The sequence below is a fragment of the Solimonas variicoloris DSM 15731 genome, from assembly GCF_000382285.1.
GTDB lineage: Bacteria > Pseudomonadota > Gammaproteobacteria > Nevskiales > Nevskiaceae > Solimonas > Solimonas variicoloris.
In genome coordinates, this window is the sequence record NZ_KB907939.1 from 1 (window position 1) to 16,174 (window position 16,174).

17 protein-coding genes and 1 tRNA gene are annotated in these 16,174 nt (G+C 65.9%); 10 read left to right on the top strand and 8 right to left on the bottom strand.

Translation table 11 applies throughout. The features are described from left to right. Both H149_RS0114670 and H149_RS22825 read left to right on the top strand, forming a co-directional pair. On the top strand, positions 1–238 hold a 238-nt coding region (locus tag H149_RS0114670), incomplete at its 5' end, for an integrase core domain-containing protein (RefSeq protein WP_020650521.1). A gap of 40 nt (positions 239–278) precedes the next feature. After that, positions 279–1,256 carry a MobA/MobL family protein gene (locus H149_RS22825; RefSeq protein ID WP_281167593.1) on the top strand — a complete coding sequence of 326 codons (978 nt, stop codon included), beginning with the start codon at positions 279–281 and terminating at the stop codon, positions 1,254–1,256. On the opposite strand, the gene H149_RS23320 is transcribed toward H149_RS22825, so the two are convergent. The 3 genes from H149_RS23320 to H149_RS21155 form a co-directional block, all read right to left on the bottom strand. Then, on the bottom strand, positions 1,233–2,408 hold the full coding sequence (locus H149_RS23320; protein ID WP_154654835.1) for a hypothetical protein: 1,176 nt from the start codon (positions 2,406–2,408) through the stop codon (positions 1,233–1,235). The two genes, H149_RS22825 and H149_RS23320, sit on opposite strands and share 24 nt — an antisense overlap. Before the next feature lie 170 nt (positions 2,409–2,578). Further along, positions 2,579–3,313, bottom strand: a complete 735-nt coding sequence (locus tag H149_RS23325) for a hypothetical protein (protein ID WP_154654836.1) — start codon at positions 3,311–3,313, stop codon at positions 2,579–2,581. A gap of 10 nt (positions 3,314–3,323) precedes the next feature. After that, positions 3,324–3,623 carry a hypothetical protein gene (locus H149_RS21155; protein ID WP_211213613.1) on the bottom strand — a complete coding sequence of 100 codons (300 nt, stop codon included), beginning with the start codon at positions 3,621–3,623 and terminating at the stop codon, positions 3,324–3,326. 142 nt (positions 3,624–3,765) lie between these two features. Between H149_RS21155 and H149_RS22830 the strand changes: the two genes are divergently transcribed. Further along, complete coding sequence (locus H149_RS22830; RefSeq protein WP_039749101.1) at positions 3,766–4,074, top strand: helix-turn-helix domain-containing protein; 309 nt, start codon at positions 3,766–3,768, stop codon at positions 4,072–4,074. Here H149_RS22830 and H149_RS23330 read toward each other — a convergent pair. From H149_RS23330 to H149_RS22300, 5 genes are all read right to left on the bottom strand, one after another. After that, positions 4,069–4,620, bottom strand: coding sequence for a hypothetical protein (locus H149_RS23330; RefSeq protein ID WP_154654837.1), 552 nt, complete (start codon positions 4,618–4,620; stop codon positions 4,069–4,071). The two genes, H149_RS22830 and H149_RS23330, sit on opposite strands and share 6 nt — an antisense overlap. A gap of 120 nt (positions 4,621–4,740) precedes the next feature. Further along, a tRNA-Ile gene (locus H149_RS0114700) sits at positions 4,741–4,817 on the bottom strand. 141 nt (positions 4,818–4,958) lie between these two features. Then, a complete protein-coding gene (locus H149_RS22295; protein ID WP_020650526.1) occupies positions 4,959–6,293 on the bottom strand; it encodes an ATP-binding protein in 1,335 nt (444 codons plus the stop codon). Positions 6,294–6,348: 55 nt separating this feature from the next. Further along, a complete protein-coding gene (locus tag H149_RS0114710; protein ID WP_039749110.1) occupies positions 6,349–7,050 on the bottom strand; it encodes a response regulator transcription factor in 702 nt (233 codons plus the stop codon). 59 nt (positions 7,051–7,109) lie between these two features. Continuing rightward, a complete protein-coding gene (locus H149_RS22300) occupies positions 7,110–7,697 on the bottom strand; it encodes a Spy/CpxP family protein refolding chaperone (RefSeq protein WP_020650528.1) in 588 nt (195 codons plus the stop codon). A 218-nt stretch (positions 7,698–7,915) separates the two neighbouring features. On the opposite strand from H149_RS22300, the gene H149_RS0114720 reads away from it, so the two are divergent. The 7 genes from H149_RS0114720 to H149_RS0114750 all read left to right on the top strand — a co-directional run bounded on the left by H149_RS0114720 (position 7,916) and on the right by H149_RS0114750 (position 16,172). Beyond that, entirely contained in the window at positions 7,916–9,937 is a 2,022-nt protein-coding gene (locus H149_RS0114720; protein WP_169518361.1) for a putative bifunctional diguanylate cyclase/phosphodiesterase, read from the top strand. 40 nt (positions 9,938–9,977) lie between these two features. Next, positions 9,978–10,295, top strand: a complete 318-nt coding sequence (locus H149_RS0114725; protein WP_026353196.1) for a hypothetical protein — start codon at positions 9,978–9,980, stop codon at positions 10,293–10,295. Beyond that, a complete protein-coding gene (locus H149_RS0114730; RefSeq protein WP_026353197.1) occupies positions 10,292–11,104 on the top strand; it encodes an MbnB/TglH/ChrH family RiPP precursor modification enzyme in 813 nt (270 codons plus the stop codon). Before H149_RS0114725 ends, H149_RS0114730 begins: the two co-directional genes overlap by 4 nt. Beyond that, a complete protein-coding gene (locus H149_RS0114735; protein ID WP_020650532.1) occupies positions 11,101–11,853 on the top strand; it encodes an HvfC family RiPP maturation protein in 753 nt (250 codons plus the stop codon). Before H149_RS0114730 ends, H149_RS0114735 begins: the two co-directional genes overlap by 4 nt. A gap of 214 nt (positions 11,854–12,067) precedes the next feature. After that, positions 12,068–13,666 (top strand): peptide chain release factor 3, encoded by a 1,599-nt coding sequence (locus H149_RS0114740; protein WP_020650533.1) that lies wholly within the window; start codon positions 12,068–12,070, stop codon positions 13,664–13,666. Positions 13,667–13,756: 90 nt separating this feature from the next. Continuing rightward, a complete protein-coding gene (locus tag H149_RS0114745) occupies positions 13,757–14,926 on the top strand; it encodes an acyl-CoA desaturase (RefSeq protein ID WP_026353198.1) in 1,170 nt (389 codons plus the stop codon). After that, on the top strand, positions 14,919–16,172 hold the full coding sequence (locus H149_RS0114750) for an MFS transporter (RefSeq protein ID WP_020650535.1): 1,254 nt from the start codon (positions 14,919–14,921) through the stop codon (positions 16,170–16,172). The genes H149_RS0114745 and H149_RS0114750 overlap by 8 nt, the downstream gene beginning before the upstream one ends. The last annotated feature ends 2 nt before the right edge of the window (positions 16,173–16,174 follow it).

The window sequence follows — 16,174 nt, forward strand, 5'->3', positions numbered from 1 at the left end:
TGGCAGCGTCGGCGATTCCTACGACAACGCGCTGGCCGAGACGATCAACGGGCTGTACAAGGCCGAGGTGATTCACCGGCGCTCGTGGAGGAACCTCGAAGCGGTCGAACTGGCCACGCTGGATTGGGTGGACTGGTTCAACCACAAGCGACTGCTAGGGCCGATCGGGAACATCCCGCCAGCGGAAGCCGAAGAGGCTTACTATCGGCAACAGGCCGCGCTGCCGCTGGCAGCGTGACTCAAACCAAACAGCCTCCGGAATTTCCGGGGCGGTTCAGATCGAGCTTTGCAGGGATTTAGGTTCAAAGCTGGTTGAACGCTTTGGCTTTGCCTTGCAGTTCAATGTCCATCTGCCAGACAAGCCCGGTGGCCTCAACCACCATGTACACATGCTGGCTTCAACCAGAAAGCTGGAAGCAGGAGGCTTCACCGACAAAACCCGCGAACTCGATGAGATGGCCAAGGCCAAGGATGAAGACGGCAAGCGCTTCAATCCTGCCATTCTGGAAGTCAGAAAGCTGGTCGCTGATGTCACTAACGAACACCTTGCTCATGCAGGTTTCAGCGTGCGTGTTGACCATCGTTCTTTGCTGGATCAGCAGCAGGCAGCAGCAGATGCCGGCGATCTCAAAGCCTTGGTCCATGCCAACAGACGGCCCACCATCAAGGAAGGGCATGGAGCAGGCAGCGAACACAGGAAGGCAGTGAATGTTCAGATTAGGGCCGAGAACTTCCAGCAGCAGCGGGAATTCATCGACCTGCTGAAAGCAGAAATCAATCCCATCGAGATCAAGAAGGAAGCGCTGGCAATGCTGGGCCTGAGCGCCGAACCCAGCAAGGCAAGACCTTCTGGACCCATTGCCACCTCAAGCCCACATGCTCGCTTTGAGCAGTTTGGAAATCTGGTTGCACATCTGGCAGGCCAGCAGGCTCCATCAATGTCCAGCAGTTCGGGCAGTTCAATGGATGGCTCGATAGAAGCCACCATCAGCCAAATCGATGCCCTAGAAGCTCAGCTTGCAGCGTTACCTGGTGCTTTTAACCCCAAAGTCAGCCAGCAGCGTGCCAGCCTCAAGAAACAGATTGAGAACCTGAAGTCCCAGCTTGCTCAGCAGTTGGACCAGAAAGCGAAGCAGAAGGGGGCCAGCAGCACAGGCCCCACATTCCCCAGCAGGCCAACGGCCACACCAGTAGCCACAGGTCCACCAGTGCCCGCCGTGAAGCTGCCAGCACTAAGGTCCCGAAGGCTTATTTAGGCTCATGTGTTGCCCCTTTTTGGAGGGACGCAAACGAACAAGCCCTAATGCCAGCAGTGGCAGAAGAAGAAATGGATCGATGGAGCCACCGCCACCTTGATCCGTGTCGTCATCTGCGGTTGCTTTCGATAAATCAGCAACTGCCACGACGCTGCTCAGCCCATTTTCTGAAGGATGGTCGCAAAGAGCCATGAAGCCCGGAATGCTGTCTGGGCTGCCTGTGCCATCTGCACTGTTGTTCGAATTGCCAAGGCTGCCAGAAAAATCACCAGCACTGTTTCCGGGACAATACGTGTCTTGAGCCTGTGAACGATCGCCAAATCCATAGGGATTGTTGTAGGGCACCCCAACATAAAAAATGTGGACCTGCCCTGACGCTCCTTGATCCAAACTCACGGCGTCTGTTAGCACGCCAGAATTTGAGATATTGCCCGAATTATTCTGCCCAGTTGCATCCGGAATATTGGCCGGACCAACAGTGTGAAGCACCACGTTTTTTGTGCTGGTATTGATGTCAGTTTCTGGGTTCCAAGTGACCGTGAAACCCCGAGTCTGGTAGGTGCTAGTGTAGTTCAAATTCGCATACTGCCGACCTTTCCCAGCGTCCAAGGCAAGTGGAGAAGGATGCACACCATTGACGATCAAGCCTTCTGCTGGCTCTGAAATTGCAACAATGTCAGGCGTGGTGCCTGCACTTTGATCACCCGCAGCATAGACGAAACGATAAGTCTCATATTCTTTCGTGGCAGGGTCATAGTGATAAGCCGTGCTTCCATTGGGAATTACGTGCTCCCCTTCGCCTGAAATTACTTCAATGTCGCGCGGGTTCCCTGAGTTGCATTGAAATGAACGGAAGGGGCTTGATGTTGAGCCTTTCGAATTGACCGTGAAGACTTGGCACTGCCGCCCACCGGCTTCTGTCTTGATGCCTAGTACATAGATGTCGCCATTGACGACGTTTTGATCGAGACCCACCGCCTTAAAGCCTGTGAGGGCAAGGGAAAGCGTCTTTTGCTTTCCCTCGTCATCAAATGCAGTGATTTTTGACTGTCCGGCTGTATCAACCTGCAGAAAGGCGGTGTTGAAGTAAGCGAACGCGCAAGATGGAGCAAAAGAAAGAATGGCTAAAAGATTGGCGTTATAGGTCTTCATTGTTCTTGGCGTGATAAGTAGCGACAGAGTGAACTCGACGATATGTCTATTTTGTTTGATACCCGAGTACGTCCGATACTTCTTTCAGGAGTCCGAAGGCTTGAACGGAAGCGGGTAAAGAAAAACCTGCCATCAATTGCTTGGTGGCAGGTTCTGTTGAGTACAAGAAATCAGCGGAAGCCCATAATGTTGCCAACTTCTGCCATGAGGCCATATGCCTGCGCTTCATTCAGGGCGCTGCCAATGATGTGCCTATTGCCCCCTGCCTCGAAGCAAACCATGTTACCCACTGCTGCCACCTGAGCTTCACGAGCTTGGCGAATTGAATCAGTGATGGCATTTGCAACACCTGCGGCCATCATGGTCCCTGATGTGCCCACAATCGTTGTAGAGGTGGACTCTTTGCCCGTCATGACATTACGTGTCAGAACCCGAGCAATCGAAGACACAGGGTAAGTCCGGCCATCGAGCGTCAGTTCATTTTCACTGACTACAAATTCATAGGGGCGGCCGAGCGTCTGCTTCTGGAAGCCCTTCTTTGCAGAATGGCGCCAGAGCACCGTCAGCCAGGTAGCAAAGATGGCCGGAGTAACGATTAAACCCGCGATGCCTGTTGCCAAGCCCAAGTTGACGTCCTTGTCCCCCGTAACAATAACGGCAAGGCACATCATCCCAATAAATCCGCCGATGAAGCCTCCCACCAGAGTGATGAAGGAGGTGCCAAGGTATTTGCCTTGATCAACATTCGGGGAAACGGTGAACTTCCATTTCCCAGCCCCGGCCTGCGTTCTTTCGTAGCCCGGTATCGCTTTGGTGGAAATCCGCCTTGAGCGCATTACTTGCAGGTGGGTCCACATGAAGAAGCAGAGGCCACCTGAAATTGCCAAATAGATAAGCAGTCTCATGGGTGCCGCCTTACTTTCCGGTCAGGGGATTAACAGCAGGTTTCCCCTTCTCGTTGCAGATGGCGTCTGAGACGTTCTTGCCAGTGATGCCAATGGTGCCCATCACATAGCAGTTGTATTGCTTGCCGGCCTTCGTCTTCACTGAGTAGGTCGTTTTCAGCCCTTCATCCATGCGGTTTGCGATCGTGAAATCTCCCACGTCCAGGCCCAAGGCAAAGGCCGTGTTCTGTTCCAGCCTTTGATCTGTGACAGCCATTGAAGCGCAGGCCGACAACAGGACAGCAAAACCCCCAACCGCTACTTTTTTCATGCGTGGCTCCCGTAATTCTCCCAAAATGGGAGTACAGATAGCCTAGCGGTAGCCTAGTTGGCTGTATAGACGGCATGTCTCCCGAGAACATGGGCGAATGCCAAAAGGAGCACGAAACACAACCATCCGCCGCCATCTTGGGATGAACCTCAAGTACGGCAGGACCCTGCTGGGGCTGACCCAGGAACAGTTGGCAGAGCGGGTCAATGTAGACCGCAGCCTTGTGGGTGCCATCGAGCGGGGAACCAGCGGGGCCAGCATCGACTCACTGGTAACGCTGGGGGCGGCCATCCATGTGCCTGCCCATGTCCTCATCATGCCACCGGCAGAAGCGCATCCCCTGATACTGGCTGGCATTCAGCCACTGCTGCAGAAGGCGCAAATTGACGGCCTGATTGAAGGCAAAAACCTTCCAGCAGGAAAGAAGCGGAAACGCTACACCGGCTTATAGAACTGGGCGGTCTTCACCAGTCGGCAAATCTTTGTGGGCCATGTCAGCCTTAATCGTTGCGTCCTGCTCGGCCGCCCTCTCGGCATCTAAGTGCTTCTGCCTTGCTGCCAGATACTGAGGAAGTGTCAGCCACTGGCCTTCCGTGTCTTCAGATAGGTTCTGCGTCAGAGAGTGGAAGAATTCCAGCGGTTTCCCGGCCTCGATCATGAAGGGCCACAGTGAGTCATGGCCTTCGTTCATGAAGGCACTGAAAGAAGCACTCATCAAGCCACTGGTGAGCTTCCGTTCATGGCTTGAGGCTTGGGCAGTGCTCTTGAACGTATTGCCTCGAACGTACTCGCGGATTGCCTGAATGCTGTACCGGTTCGATCCACCCACCTTTGTGAATGGCGGGGGACGGCCTGCCGCTCGGTCATCGCTGAGTTGCTTCGGTGTTCTTGAGAGAATGATGGACGCCTGCTGGGGGGTCACCAGCAGCATCCCATCAAGCTGCGACAACTCACGCAGCAACACTTCCGTAGGAATGCCAGGGATTTCTTTTGGCACAGGCAACTCCGAGGCTCTTTTTCTCAGGCGAGGATACCTGCTGGCGAGCCAAAAGAAGCAGCAAAAGGGCAACGGTAAATGCCCGTATAAGCCGGAGCCATGCCGGAGCCATAATCAAATTGGTGGGCCCACCCGGACTTGAACCGAGAACCTACGAATTATGAGTTCGCTGCTCTAACCGATTGAGCTATAGGCCCTTTTTACACTTTCCCCAACCAGCGCCTTCGACTTCTGAAAATCCCAAACGCGGGATTATGAGTCTCCTGCTCTAACCATTGAGCTATAGGCCCGCGCGGAGCGCGCATCTTACGCGAAGGGCGCGGCGGACCGGAATGCGCTCAGGGCGGTGGCGCGATGGGCAGCTCGATGCGCACGCGCAGGCCGCCGCCGTCGCGGTTTTCGGCGGCGATGCGGCCGCCGCTGGCTTCGATGACGCGCTTGGCGATCGCCAGGCCCAGTCCGTAGCCGCCGCTTTCGCGCTCGCGCGCCTCGGAGACGCGCACGAACGGCTGGAACACGGCTTCGAGGCGGTCGGCGGGAATGCCGGGGCCGCGGTCTTCCACCTCGATCGTGCAGCGCCCGCCGACCGCCTGCAGGCGGACCTCGACGGCGCTGCCGGGCGCGGTGTAGCGGATGGCGTTGCGCACGACGTTCTCGATCGCACTGTGCAGCAGGTTCTCCTGCCCGCGCACGTGGACGTCGGGCTGCAGCTGGCTGCGCACTTCGATGCCGCGTGCGCGGGCCTCGAAGCGGGCGTCCTCGCACAGGGCTTCGACCAGTCCGTCGAGTTCGAGCACTTCGCTTCCGAGCGGCGTCTCGCGGTGCTCGAGGCGGGCGATCAGCAGCAGCTGGGCGATCAGCTCCTCGAGCTTGGCGGCTTCGGTTTCGATGCGGTCGAACTGCGCGTCGGCGTGCGTGTCGCGCGCCAGCTCGGCGGCGATCTGCAGGCGCGCGAGCGGCGAGCGCAGTTCATGCGAGATGTCGCGCAGCAGCTGCTGCTGCGCGTCGAGCAGGCGCTGCAGGCGCTCGGCCATGTGATTGAAGTCGACGGCCAGCGCGCCGATCTCGTCGTGGCGGCCGGCGACCTCGGCCGGCACGCGCGCGTCGAGGTGACCTTCGGCGACGGCGCGGCTGGCGCGCTGCAGCGCGGCGACCGGTTGCGTGATGCGGCGTGCGACGAGCCAGGCGGAAAGCGTCATGACGACGATGCCGACGGCCAGCAGCAGCAGCGTGTCGAGGCGGCGCATGTCCGGGCCGCGCGGCGGCGGGATGACGGCGACCCAGCGCAGGCGGTGGCCGTCCTCAGTCAGCACGATGGCGGTCTTGAGCAGGGCGCCGCCGGGCAGCTGCACGAGGCTGTTGCCGGCTTCGGACGCGGCGATGGCGTCGCGCAGACGCGGCGGCGGCGGGCCGTCGTGGCCGGTCAGCGGCGCGCCGTGCTCGTCGAGCAGCAGGCGGTAGATGCCGTCCTCGCGGCGCAGCTGGCGTTGCCAGCGCTCGACGGCGCGCGGGCCTTCCTCCGCGAGCAGCGCCGCGGCGGTGCGCGCTTCGGCGGCGGCGTCATATTCGCGGTACATCAGGCGCCAGAGCTGCGAGCCGAGCGTGAAGCTCATCGCCACGGTGACGACGATGCCGAGCGTGAACCACAGCGCCAGACGCGTGCGCAGGCGCATCAGCAGGACTCCGGACGGGTGCGCGCGGCGCGCAACGGGGCAGGCGGCCGGTGCGTCATTCGGTAGCGGCGTAGAGATAGCCGCGGTTGCGCACCGAGCGCACGCGCGGCGAGCCGTCGCTGTGCGGGCCGAGCTTCTGGCGCAGGCGGCTGACGTGCATGTCGATCGAGCGGTCGAAGGCGCCGAGCCGGCGGTTCAGCGCGCGCCGCGAAAGGTCTTCCTTGGCGATCACCTGGCCGGCGTCCTCGATCAGCGCGCGCAGCACGTCGAACTCGGCGCCGGTCAGCTCGACCGGACGGCCGCCGACTTTCACCAGGCGCGCGGCCGGTACCAGTTCGAGATCGCCGCAGCGCAGCGGCGCCGGGTCGGCGGCGGCCGGGTGCGAGCGGCGCAGCACGGCGCGCAGGCGGGCGGCCAGCTCGCGCGGGTTGCAGGGCTTGGCGACGTAGTCGTCGGCGCCGAGTTCGAGGCCGACGATGCGGTCGACGTCCTCGCCGCGCGCGGTCAGCATGACGACCGGCAGGCGGTGGCTGCTGCGCAGGCGTTCGAGTACGCGGAAGCCGTCGGCCTTCGGCATCATCACGTCGAGCACCAGCACGTCGTGCGCGCCGCGCCCGGCCTGTTCGATCGCGGCCAGGCCGTCATGGACGGCGTCGACCTCGAAGCCCTGACTGCGCAGGTATTCGGACAGCAACTCGCAAAAGCCGACGTCGTCGTCGGCGAGCAGCACGCGCGGTTTGCCGGATTCCAGGCTCATGATCGCCGCCACTTTACGCGGTCGCGGCGCCCGCAGGCGCCGCGATCGGTTCGGAACCGTCAGTCATGCGCGCGCGGCGGGGCCTGCGGGCGCTCGGCATGGCGTTTCGCGCGCTCGGCGCGGCGCTCCTGCAGCTGCCGGGCCTGTTCCGGGGTCAGGGTCGCGACCAGCTCGGAGCTGACGCGGGCGCGCAGGCGCAGCTGGTCGCGTTCGATCTGGCCGGCCTGCTCGGCGAGCTTGTCGCTCTGCGCGACGTAGTCCTTGGCCTGCGGATCGAGCGCGGCGAGGCTGCGGTGCAGATCGCGCTCGCGCTTGAACAGGTCGCGCCGTTCGCGGTGATGCTTGACGGAAATGTCGTCGATCGCGTCCTGCTGCGCGTCACTGAGGTCCAGGCCGCGCAGCTCGCGCCCCAGCGGGCCGCCGGGACCGACGTGCATCGGGTTGCCGGCGCGGCCGCGGCCTTCGCCGTGCCGCATCGCATGGTGCAGGCCGCGCCCGCCCGGCGCCGGGGCGAGCTCGGGCGCGTCGGCTTCGGCCGCCGGCGGCGGCAGCGGTGCGGCGGCCGGCGCGGCGGCGAAAGCCGCGGTCGTGGCGGCGGCGAGTGCCAGCGCGGCGCCGAGCGAGGCCTGTTTGAAGGAAAGTTTCATTGTCGACTCCGGGGTCGGATGCGCCACAAGTGATGGCGTCGACGTTATAGGCCCGGGGCGCGCAAGGATGCGCTGCGCTTTGTAAAGAATAGTAACCATCGGCCTCGGCTTGTCGTTATCCTCCCCGTAGAATGAAGATGGATGTCCATAGTGGGTAAATGGGGGAATAGCTGTCGGCGATGAGGGTCCGGACCAAACTCCTGGCCGTAATGATCCTGGTGAACCTGGCCATCGTGCTGGCCGGGCTGGTGATCGTGCCGTCCCTCGATGCCGACCGCGACATCGAGTCGGACGTGCTCGGCCGTGCCAACCGCGTGGCGATGACGGTGGTGCTGCAGCGCGCGCTGGCCGATGTCCGCCGCGAGAGCGCCGCGCTGCAGGCCGACCTCGCGGCCGGCGCCGATCCGGCGCTGGCGCTGGCGCGGCTGCAGTCGGCCCGCGCCATGGTCCGCAACCAGCTTGCCTTCCTGCCGTCCCGCAACGAGGCCGGCGTCACCGCGCTGCGCCAGTACATCGAGGACGGCGACGCCCAGCTCGAGGCCCTGCTGCAGCCGCCGCTCGATGCCGCGCGCGCCGAGCAGGCGGTGCGCCTCGGCGCGGCGCTCGACGATCGCGCCGGCCGGCAGCTGTCGACGTTGATGGAGCGCGACAACGCCGAGGGGCTGCGAGATACGGCGACCGAATTCACGCGGCTGCACCGCCGGCTCGCCATCGCGCTCGGCGCGGTGCTCGGTGCGCTGCTGCTGTCGGTGGCGCTGTCGGTGTTCGCGTACCGGCGCGTGCTGCGGCCGCTCGGCTCGGTCACCGGCAGCCTCAACGCGGTGCTGACCGGCCGCCAGCCGAACAGCAACATGATCGAGACCGCCGACGAATTCGGCGACATCGTGCGCGCGATGCGGCGCATCCAGGCGCAGGCCGAGCACATCCGCCGCATCGCCTATCTCGATCCGGGCAGCGGCCTGCCGAATCGCAACAGCCTCGACGCCGAGCTGCGCGAGGTGCGTCGCCTGCGGCCGATCGATGGCACGCACGGCCTGCTGCTGATCGGCGTCGACACTTACGTGGCGATCCGCAGCGGCTTCGGCACGCGGCTGGCCGAGGCGGCGATGCGCACGGCCGGCGAACGCCTGCGCAATCTGGACGTGCTGCCGACGCAGACCTTCCGCGTCGACGCCGAGACGATCGCCCTGCTGATCGACCGCGGCAGCACCGAGGCGGTGACCCGCGTCGATCTCAAGCGCATCGCCGCCGAGGCGCTGCTGCGCCTCGCGCAGCCGGTCGAGGTCGACGAGCAGCGCTTCCTGCTGACCGCCAACGCCGGCGGCGCGGTGTATCCGGACGACGCGCGCGATCCGGAGGAATACGTCAACGTCTGCCTCGAGGCGCTGCGCCTGGCGCGCAGCGAGGGCGCCGGCCACCTGCGCTTCGGCGAGCGCGGCCACACGCATCGTCTGCGCCGCCATCTGGCGCTGACCGAGCAGATCCGCAGCGGCCTGCGCCAGGGCCAGTTCGTGCCGTTCTTCCAGCCGATTGTCGACGTCGCGCGCCGCAAGGTCGTCGGCGCCGAGACGCTGACGCGCTGGCGCCAGCCGGACGGCCGCGTCACGCTGCCGAGCGAGTTCATCTTCGTCGCCGAGGGCTCGGACCTGATCGCCGACATGACGCGCGCCGTGCTGGCGCGCGCCTGTACCACCTTCCGCAACTGGAACGATCGCGGCTACGAGCTGCGCGTGTCGTTCAATCTGTCCGCCAAGCTGCTGTCGGCGAACGTGCTCGACATCGTGCGCGAGGCGCTCAAGGAGAGCAGCATCAATCCGGCCCATCTGGTCGCCGAGGTCACCGAGACGGCGCTGGTCGGCAACGTCGACGACGTCAGCCTCGTGCTCGACGACCTGCGCAATCTCGGCGTGATGCTGTCGCTCGACGACTTCGGCACCGGCTATTCGTCGCTAACGCATCTGTATCGCTTCGATGTCGGCGGACTCAAGATCGATCCGGTGCTGACGCGTGCCGCGGCGCAGAACCGCCGCGTGCAGGAAATCATCCGCAGCCTCGTGCAGCTGACCAGCGCGCTCGACATCACGCTGATTTCCGAAGGCGTCGAGACCGAGGACGACATGCGCCTGATGCGGAAGCTCGGCGTGCGTCTGATGCAGGGCTTCTTCTTCAGCCGTGCGATGCCGGAGGAGCAGTTCCTCGACTGGCTGCGCAATTACGAGGCTGGCATTCTCGCCGCCTGATCCCACGACGCGGACCCGTCCGCCCATGCCGGAGCCATCGATGAAAACCCCTGCCTGCAAGTCGCTCGCGCTGGCGCTCGGCGCCGCCTTCGCCGCCGGCGCCGCCAACGGTTTCGCCGCCACTGACCTCGGCCGCGGCTACGAGCTGGCCGCCAACACCGAGCCGGCGCCGAAGACGCCGGCGGCCCCGGTTGCCGCGCCGGCGTCGCAGCCGGCCGATGCCGGCAAAGCCGCCGACAAGACGGCCGACAAGGCGGCGGAAAAGGCTGCCGACAAGGCGAACGGCAAGGCCGACAAGGCCGCCGAGCACGCCTGCGGCGAGGGCATGTGCGGCAGCGCGCCGCCGCCGGCGCGTTGAACGACCGCGGGCGCGTCGGCCTCGGCCTGCGCCGCGGTCTGCTCGACGCGCTGGAAGGTGAGGACGCGCCGCTCGACTTTCTCGAACTCGCGCCCGAAAACTGGCTCGAGCTCGGCGGCCGCGACGCGCGCCGTCTGCGCGCGCTGGCGGCCCGCTTTGCGCTGAAGGCGCACGGGCTGTCGCTGTCGCTCGGCGGCTTCGCGCCGCTCGATCTCGACTTCGTCGGCCAAGTGGCGCGCTTCCTCGATGCGTTCGGCATCGACGACTACAGCGAGCACCTGAGCTGGTGCGCCGACGACGGCCAGCTCTACGAGCTGCTGCCGATGCCGTTCAGCGCCGAGGCGGTCGAGCACGTCGCCGCGCGCGTGCGCCGCGTGCAGGCGCTGACCGGCCGCCGCCTGGCGCTGGAGAACATCAGCTATTACGCGAGCCTCGGCGGCGAGCTCGACGAGCCGCAGTTCATCGCCGCGGTGCTCGACGCGGCCGACTGCGAGCTGCTGCTCGACGTCAACAACGTCTACGTCAACGGCCGCAATCACGGCTACGACCCGCGCGCCTTCATCGACGCGCTGCCGGCGGCGCGCGTGCGCGGCTTCCACATCGCCGGTCACCGGCGCGGCGACGATGGCGTCTGCGTCGACACGCACGGCGAGGCGGTGGCGCCGGCGGTCTGGGAACTCTATGCGTATGCCTGCCGGCGTTTCGGCGCGCGGCCGACGCTGCTCGAACGCGACAGCGCGCTGCCGCCGTTCGCCGAGCTGTGCGCCGAGCTGGACACGATCCGCCGCCTGCAGGCCGCGAGCGCATGAGCGAGACCGCGCTCGCCGCGCGCCAGCACGCGTTCGCCCGGGCCCTGCGCGATCCGTCGCTGCCGGCGCCGGCCGGGCTCGATCCGGCGCGCCTGGCGCTGTACCGGCGGCTGCTGCGCGATAACGTCGACCGCGCGCTGGCGCGAGTGTTTCCGGTGCTGCGGCGCACACTCGCGGCGGCGACCTGGGACGCCTGCCGCGACGACTTCCTGCTCCGCCACCACTGCCGCACGCCGCTGTTCCGGGCGCTCGGCGGCGAGTTCGTGCGCTATCTGGAGCACCGCGACGGCGGGCCGCCGCTGCCGGCCTACGCGGCGGCGCTGGCGCATTACGAGTGGCTGGAGGCCTGGCTGGCGGCGGCGCCGGACCCGGCCGAGCCCGGGCCGCTGCGCGACGGCGACCTGCTCGACGGCGTGCCGGTGCTGTCGCCGCTGGTCGTGCTGCAGGCCTACGACTGGCCGGTGCACCGCATCGGCGCGGCGCTGCAGCCGGCGGCGCCGCTCGCCGTGCCGGTGTTCCTGCTGCTCAACCGCGACGCCGCCGGCACGGTGCGTTTCCTGGAGGTCGACGCGCTCGGCGCGGCGCTGGTCGACAGCCTGCGTCGCGCGCCGCAGCGCAGCGGGCGCGCCCAGCTGAGCGCACTGGCGGCGCATCACGGCCTGGCGCCGGACGTCGCGTTCGCCGCCGGCGGCGCCCTGCTGGCCCGCCTGCGCGAGCGCGGCGCGATACTGGGCGTGCGCGCCGCCTGAGGCGGCGGGGGCGCTCGCCGCGCGTTCGCCGTCCGCCGGCGCGGCCCGGCCGCAGTGCCGCGCGGCGCGGCGGCCGCGGCGGGGCGTGCAGCGCCGTTGCCAGCCGCTCCGGCGGGGTAGGGCGACCGTTCGTCGCTGCCCGCCGGACCCCGGCCGGCGCGGCGGCGTGCGGGGCGGTGCAGCGGGTACAATGCGCGCCCACCCGGAGGCCTCCATGAGTGTTATCGCCGAGCGCGCGGCGCGGCGCCGCACGTTCGCCATCATTTCGCATCCCGACGCCGGCAAGACGACCTTGACCGAGAAGCTGCTGCTGTTCGGCGGTGCGATTCAGCTGGCCGGCACGGTGAAGGGGCGCAAGGCGAGCCGCCACGCGACTTCCGACTGGATGGCGCTCGAACAGCAGCGCGGCATCTCGATCACCACCTCGGTGATGCAGTTCCCGTACAACGACTGCATCGTCAACCTGCTCGACACGCCGGGCCACGAGGACTTCTCGGAAGATACCTACCGGACGCTGACGGCGGTCGACTCGGCGCTGATGGTGATCGACGCCGCCAAGGGCGTCGAGGCGCGCACGATCAAGCTGATGGAAGTCTGCCGCCTGCGCGACACGCCGATCGTCACCTTCATCAACAAGCTCGACCGCGAAGGCCGGCCGCCGCTGGAGCTGCTCGACGAGGTCGAGAAAGTGCTCGGCCTGCAGTGCACGCCGGTGACCTGGCCGCTCGGCATGGGCCGCGACTTCAAGGGCGTCTATCACCTGCTCGAAGACCGCTTCTACCTGTACTCGGGCGACAAGCACCGCGTCTCGGAGATCGAGACCATTGACGGCATCGACGCGCCGGGGCTGGCCGAGCGCTTCGGTCACGTCTACCAGCAGCTGCGCGACGAGATCGAACTGCTGCAGATGGCTGGTGCCGAGTTCGATCTCGACCAGTACCGCGCCGCGAAGCTGACGCCGGTGTTCTTCGGCTCGGCGATCAACAACTTCGGCGTGCGCGAGCTGCTGAACGGCTTCACCACCTGGGCGCCGCCGCCGCAGTCGCGGCACGCCAAGACGCCGGGCGGCGAGCGCGACGTGCAGCCGGACGAGGAGAAGTTCACCGGCTTCGTGTTCAAGATCCAGGCGAACATGGACCCGAAGCACCGCGACCGCGTCGCCTTCCTGCGCGTCTGCTCGGGCGTCTACAAGAAGGGCATGAACATCCACAGCGTGCGCCTCGACGGTCCGGTGCGCGTGTCGAACGCGCTGGTGTTCATGGCCGCCGACCGCGAGGCGGTCGAGGAAGCCTATCCGGGCGACATCATCGGCCTGCACAACCACGGCACGATCTCGATCGGCGACTCGTTCTCCGAGGGTGAGGTGCTGAACTTCACCGGCATCCCGAACTTCGCGCCGGAGCTGTTCCGCCGCGTCGTGCTCAAGGACCCGCTGAAGGCCAAGCAGCTGAACAAGGGCCTCGACCAGCTGTCCGAGGAAGGTGCGACCCAGGTCTACCGGCCGGTCATCAGCAACGACATCGTGCTCGGCGCGGTTGGCGTGCTGCAGTTCGAGGTCGTGCAGTACCGCCTGCGCGACGAATACGGCGTCGAGTCGGTGTTCGAGCCGGTGCAGGTGCACACGGCGCGCTGGGTCGAATGTGACGATCCGAAGAAGCTCAGGGAATTCCGCGACAAGAACGATTCGCGTCTGGCGCTCGACCATTACGGCCAGCTCGTCTATCTGGCGTCGAGTTCGGTGAATCTGAGCATGACGCGGGAGCGCTTTCCGGACGTGCGCTTCCTTGAAACGCGCGAGCACGGTGCCCAATGAGGGGGCATGCCGCTGCTGGCGCGACTTTCGCATCCTTTTTCCGCTGTTCCCGGCGCACTGTCGCGCTGTCACCGTCGATGCAAGACTTAGATGGACACTCCGCTTAAATCCCGCAGCTTCGATCCGTCGAGCTGGCCGATGCTGGTCCTGTTCGTCGCCATCCACCTCGCCTGCTTCGCGGCGATCTGGACCGGCGTGCACTGGAGCGACGTCGCCCTGTGCGTGGCGCTTTACGTGGTGCGCATGTTCGGCGTCACCGCCGGCTACCACCGCTACTTCTCGCACAAGGCCTACAAGGCCGGCCGCGTGTTCCAGTTCGTGCTCGCCTGGCTCGCGCAGTCGTCGCTGCAGTCGGGCGCCCTGTGGTGGGCGGCCAAGCACCGCGATCACCACCGCTACTCGGATACCGAGCTCGACGCGCACTCGCCGCGCCAGTACGGCTTCTGGTTCGCGCACCTCGGCTGGATCTTCAACAAGCAGGCGCAGGCGGTCGACTACGAGCGCATCGCCGATTTCGCCAAGTATCCCGAGCTGCGCTGGCTCAACAAGTACCACTGGGTGCCGGGCGCCACGCTCGGCATCACCGTCTGGCTGATCGGCGGCTGGTCGGCGCTGGTCGTCGGCTTCATCTGGTCGACGGTGCTGCTCTGGCACGCGACCTTCTGCATCAATTCGCTGGTGCACGTGCTCGGCCGCCAGCGCTATCTGACCGGCGACGATTCGCGCAACAACTGGCTGTTCGCGCTGCTCTCGCTCGGCGAGGGCTGGCACAACAACCATCACTACTACATGGCCTCGGCGCGCCAGGGCTTCAAGTGGTGGGAGATCGACATCACTTACTACACGCTGTGCGGTCTGGAGAAGATCGGTCTGGTGTCCGATCTGCGCGATCCGCCGGCGCACGTGCTCGACGGCAGCCGCGCGCTGTCGGCGGAGATCAAGGAGCGCGTCGCGCAGGCGCTGGCGCGCCGCTTCTCGCCGGATCACATCGTCTACCGCATGCAGAAGCGCTGGGCCGAGCTGCACGGCGGTCAGGCGATCGCCGACTGGCGCCGGCACTGGGCCGAGCAGATGGCGAGCCGCCGCGAGCAGCTGCTGCAGAACGTGCACGCCGAGCTGCCGAGTCTCGACCAGCTCTATCGCACGGCGCGCCGCCGCTTCGCGCGCACGCCGGCGATGGAGGAGATCGTGGCCCGCGCCCGCGAGCTGATCGCGCACGCCGTGGTCGCCCGTCTCGAGACCGTGCCGGTGCATGCCTGAGACGCCGGCGCCGGCGCGGCATGATCCGTATGCCGCGCTGCGCTATCCGGAGTTCCGGGCGCTGGCGGTCGGCGCTTTCCTGCTCAGCTGCGGGCTGCTGATCCAGGAAGTCGCGCTCGCCTACGAGATCTACCGCGTTACGCACGACCCGCTGTCGCTCGGCCTGATCGGTCTGGCCGAAGCGGTGCCGTTCATCACGCTGGCGCTGTTCGGCGGGCATCTCGCCGACCGCCGCGAGAAGCGCGGCATCATCCGCGCCGCGATCGCGGTGATCTTCGCCGGCTCGCTGGCGCTGGCGGCGCTGTCATGGCCGGGCGTGCGCGCGCAGCTGGCGCCCCACGTCTGGCTGTTCAGCGCCTACGGATTGATCGCGCTGGTCGGTTTCGCGCGCGGCTTCTACTCGCCGGCGGCGTCTTCGCTGCGCGCCTTTCTGGTGCCGCGCGAGGTCTACGGCAACAGCGCAACCTGGTGGAGCACCTTCTTCCAGACCGGCGCGATCCTCGGCCCGGTGTCGGCCGGCTTCCTGTTCGCGCTCGGCGGCCTGTCCGGCACGCTGGCGGTCGTGGTCGCGATGTTCACCGGCAGTCTGCTGCTGATCTCGTTCGTGAAGCCGCGCCCGGTGGCGCCCGGCGCCAGCGCCGGCAATCTGTGGGCGAGCCTGCGCGAAGGCATCGACTACGTTTTCGGCAACAAGATCATCCTCTACGCGATCTCGCTCGACATGTTCTCGGTGCTGTTCGGCGGCGTGGTCGCACTGCTGCCGGTCTTCGCCGAGGACATCCTGCGCGTCGGGCCCGAGGGGCTCGGCCTGCTGCGCGCGGCGCCGGCGATCGGCGCGCTGCTGACCGTGGTCTGGTGCGCCTACCATCCGCCGCTGGCGCGGCCGTGGCGCAACCTGCTGCTGGCGGTGCTCGGCTTCGGCCTGGCGACCTTCGTGTTCGCGGTGTCGAAGTGGTTCTGGCTGTCGATCGCGGCGCTGTTCGCGACCGGCGCGTTCGACAGCGTCAGCGTCGTGATCCGCAACACCATCATGCAGGCGGTGCCGCCGGATCACCTGCGCGGCCGCGTGCAGGCCGTCAACAGCATCTTCATCAGCTCGTCGAACGAGCTGGGCGCGTTCGAATCCGGGCTCGCCGCCAAGCTGCTCGGCACGGTGCCGTCGGTGATCGCCGGCGCGGCGGTGACCTGCGGCGTCGTCGCCTGGATGTGGCGGCGCTCGCGCGAGCTGTTCACCGTGAAACTGTAGGG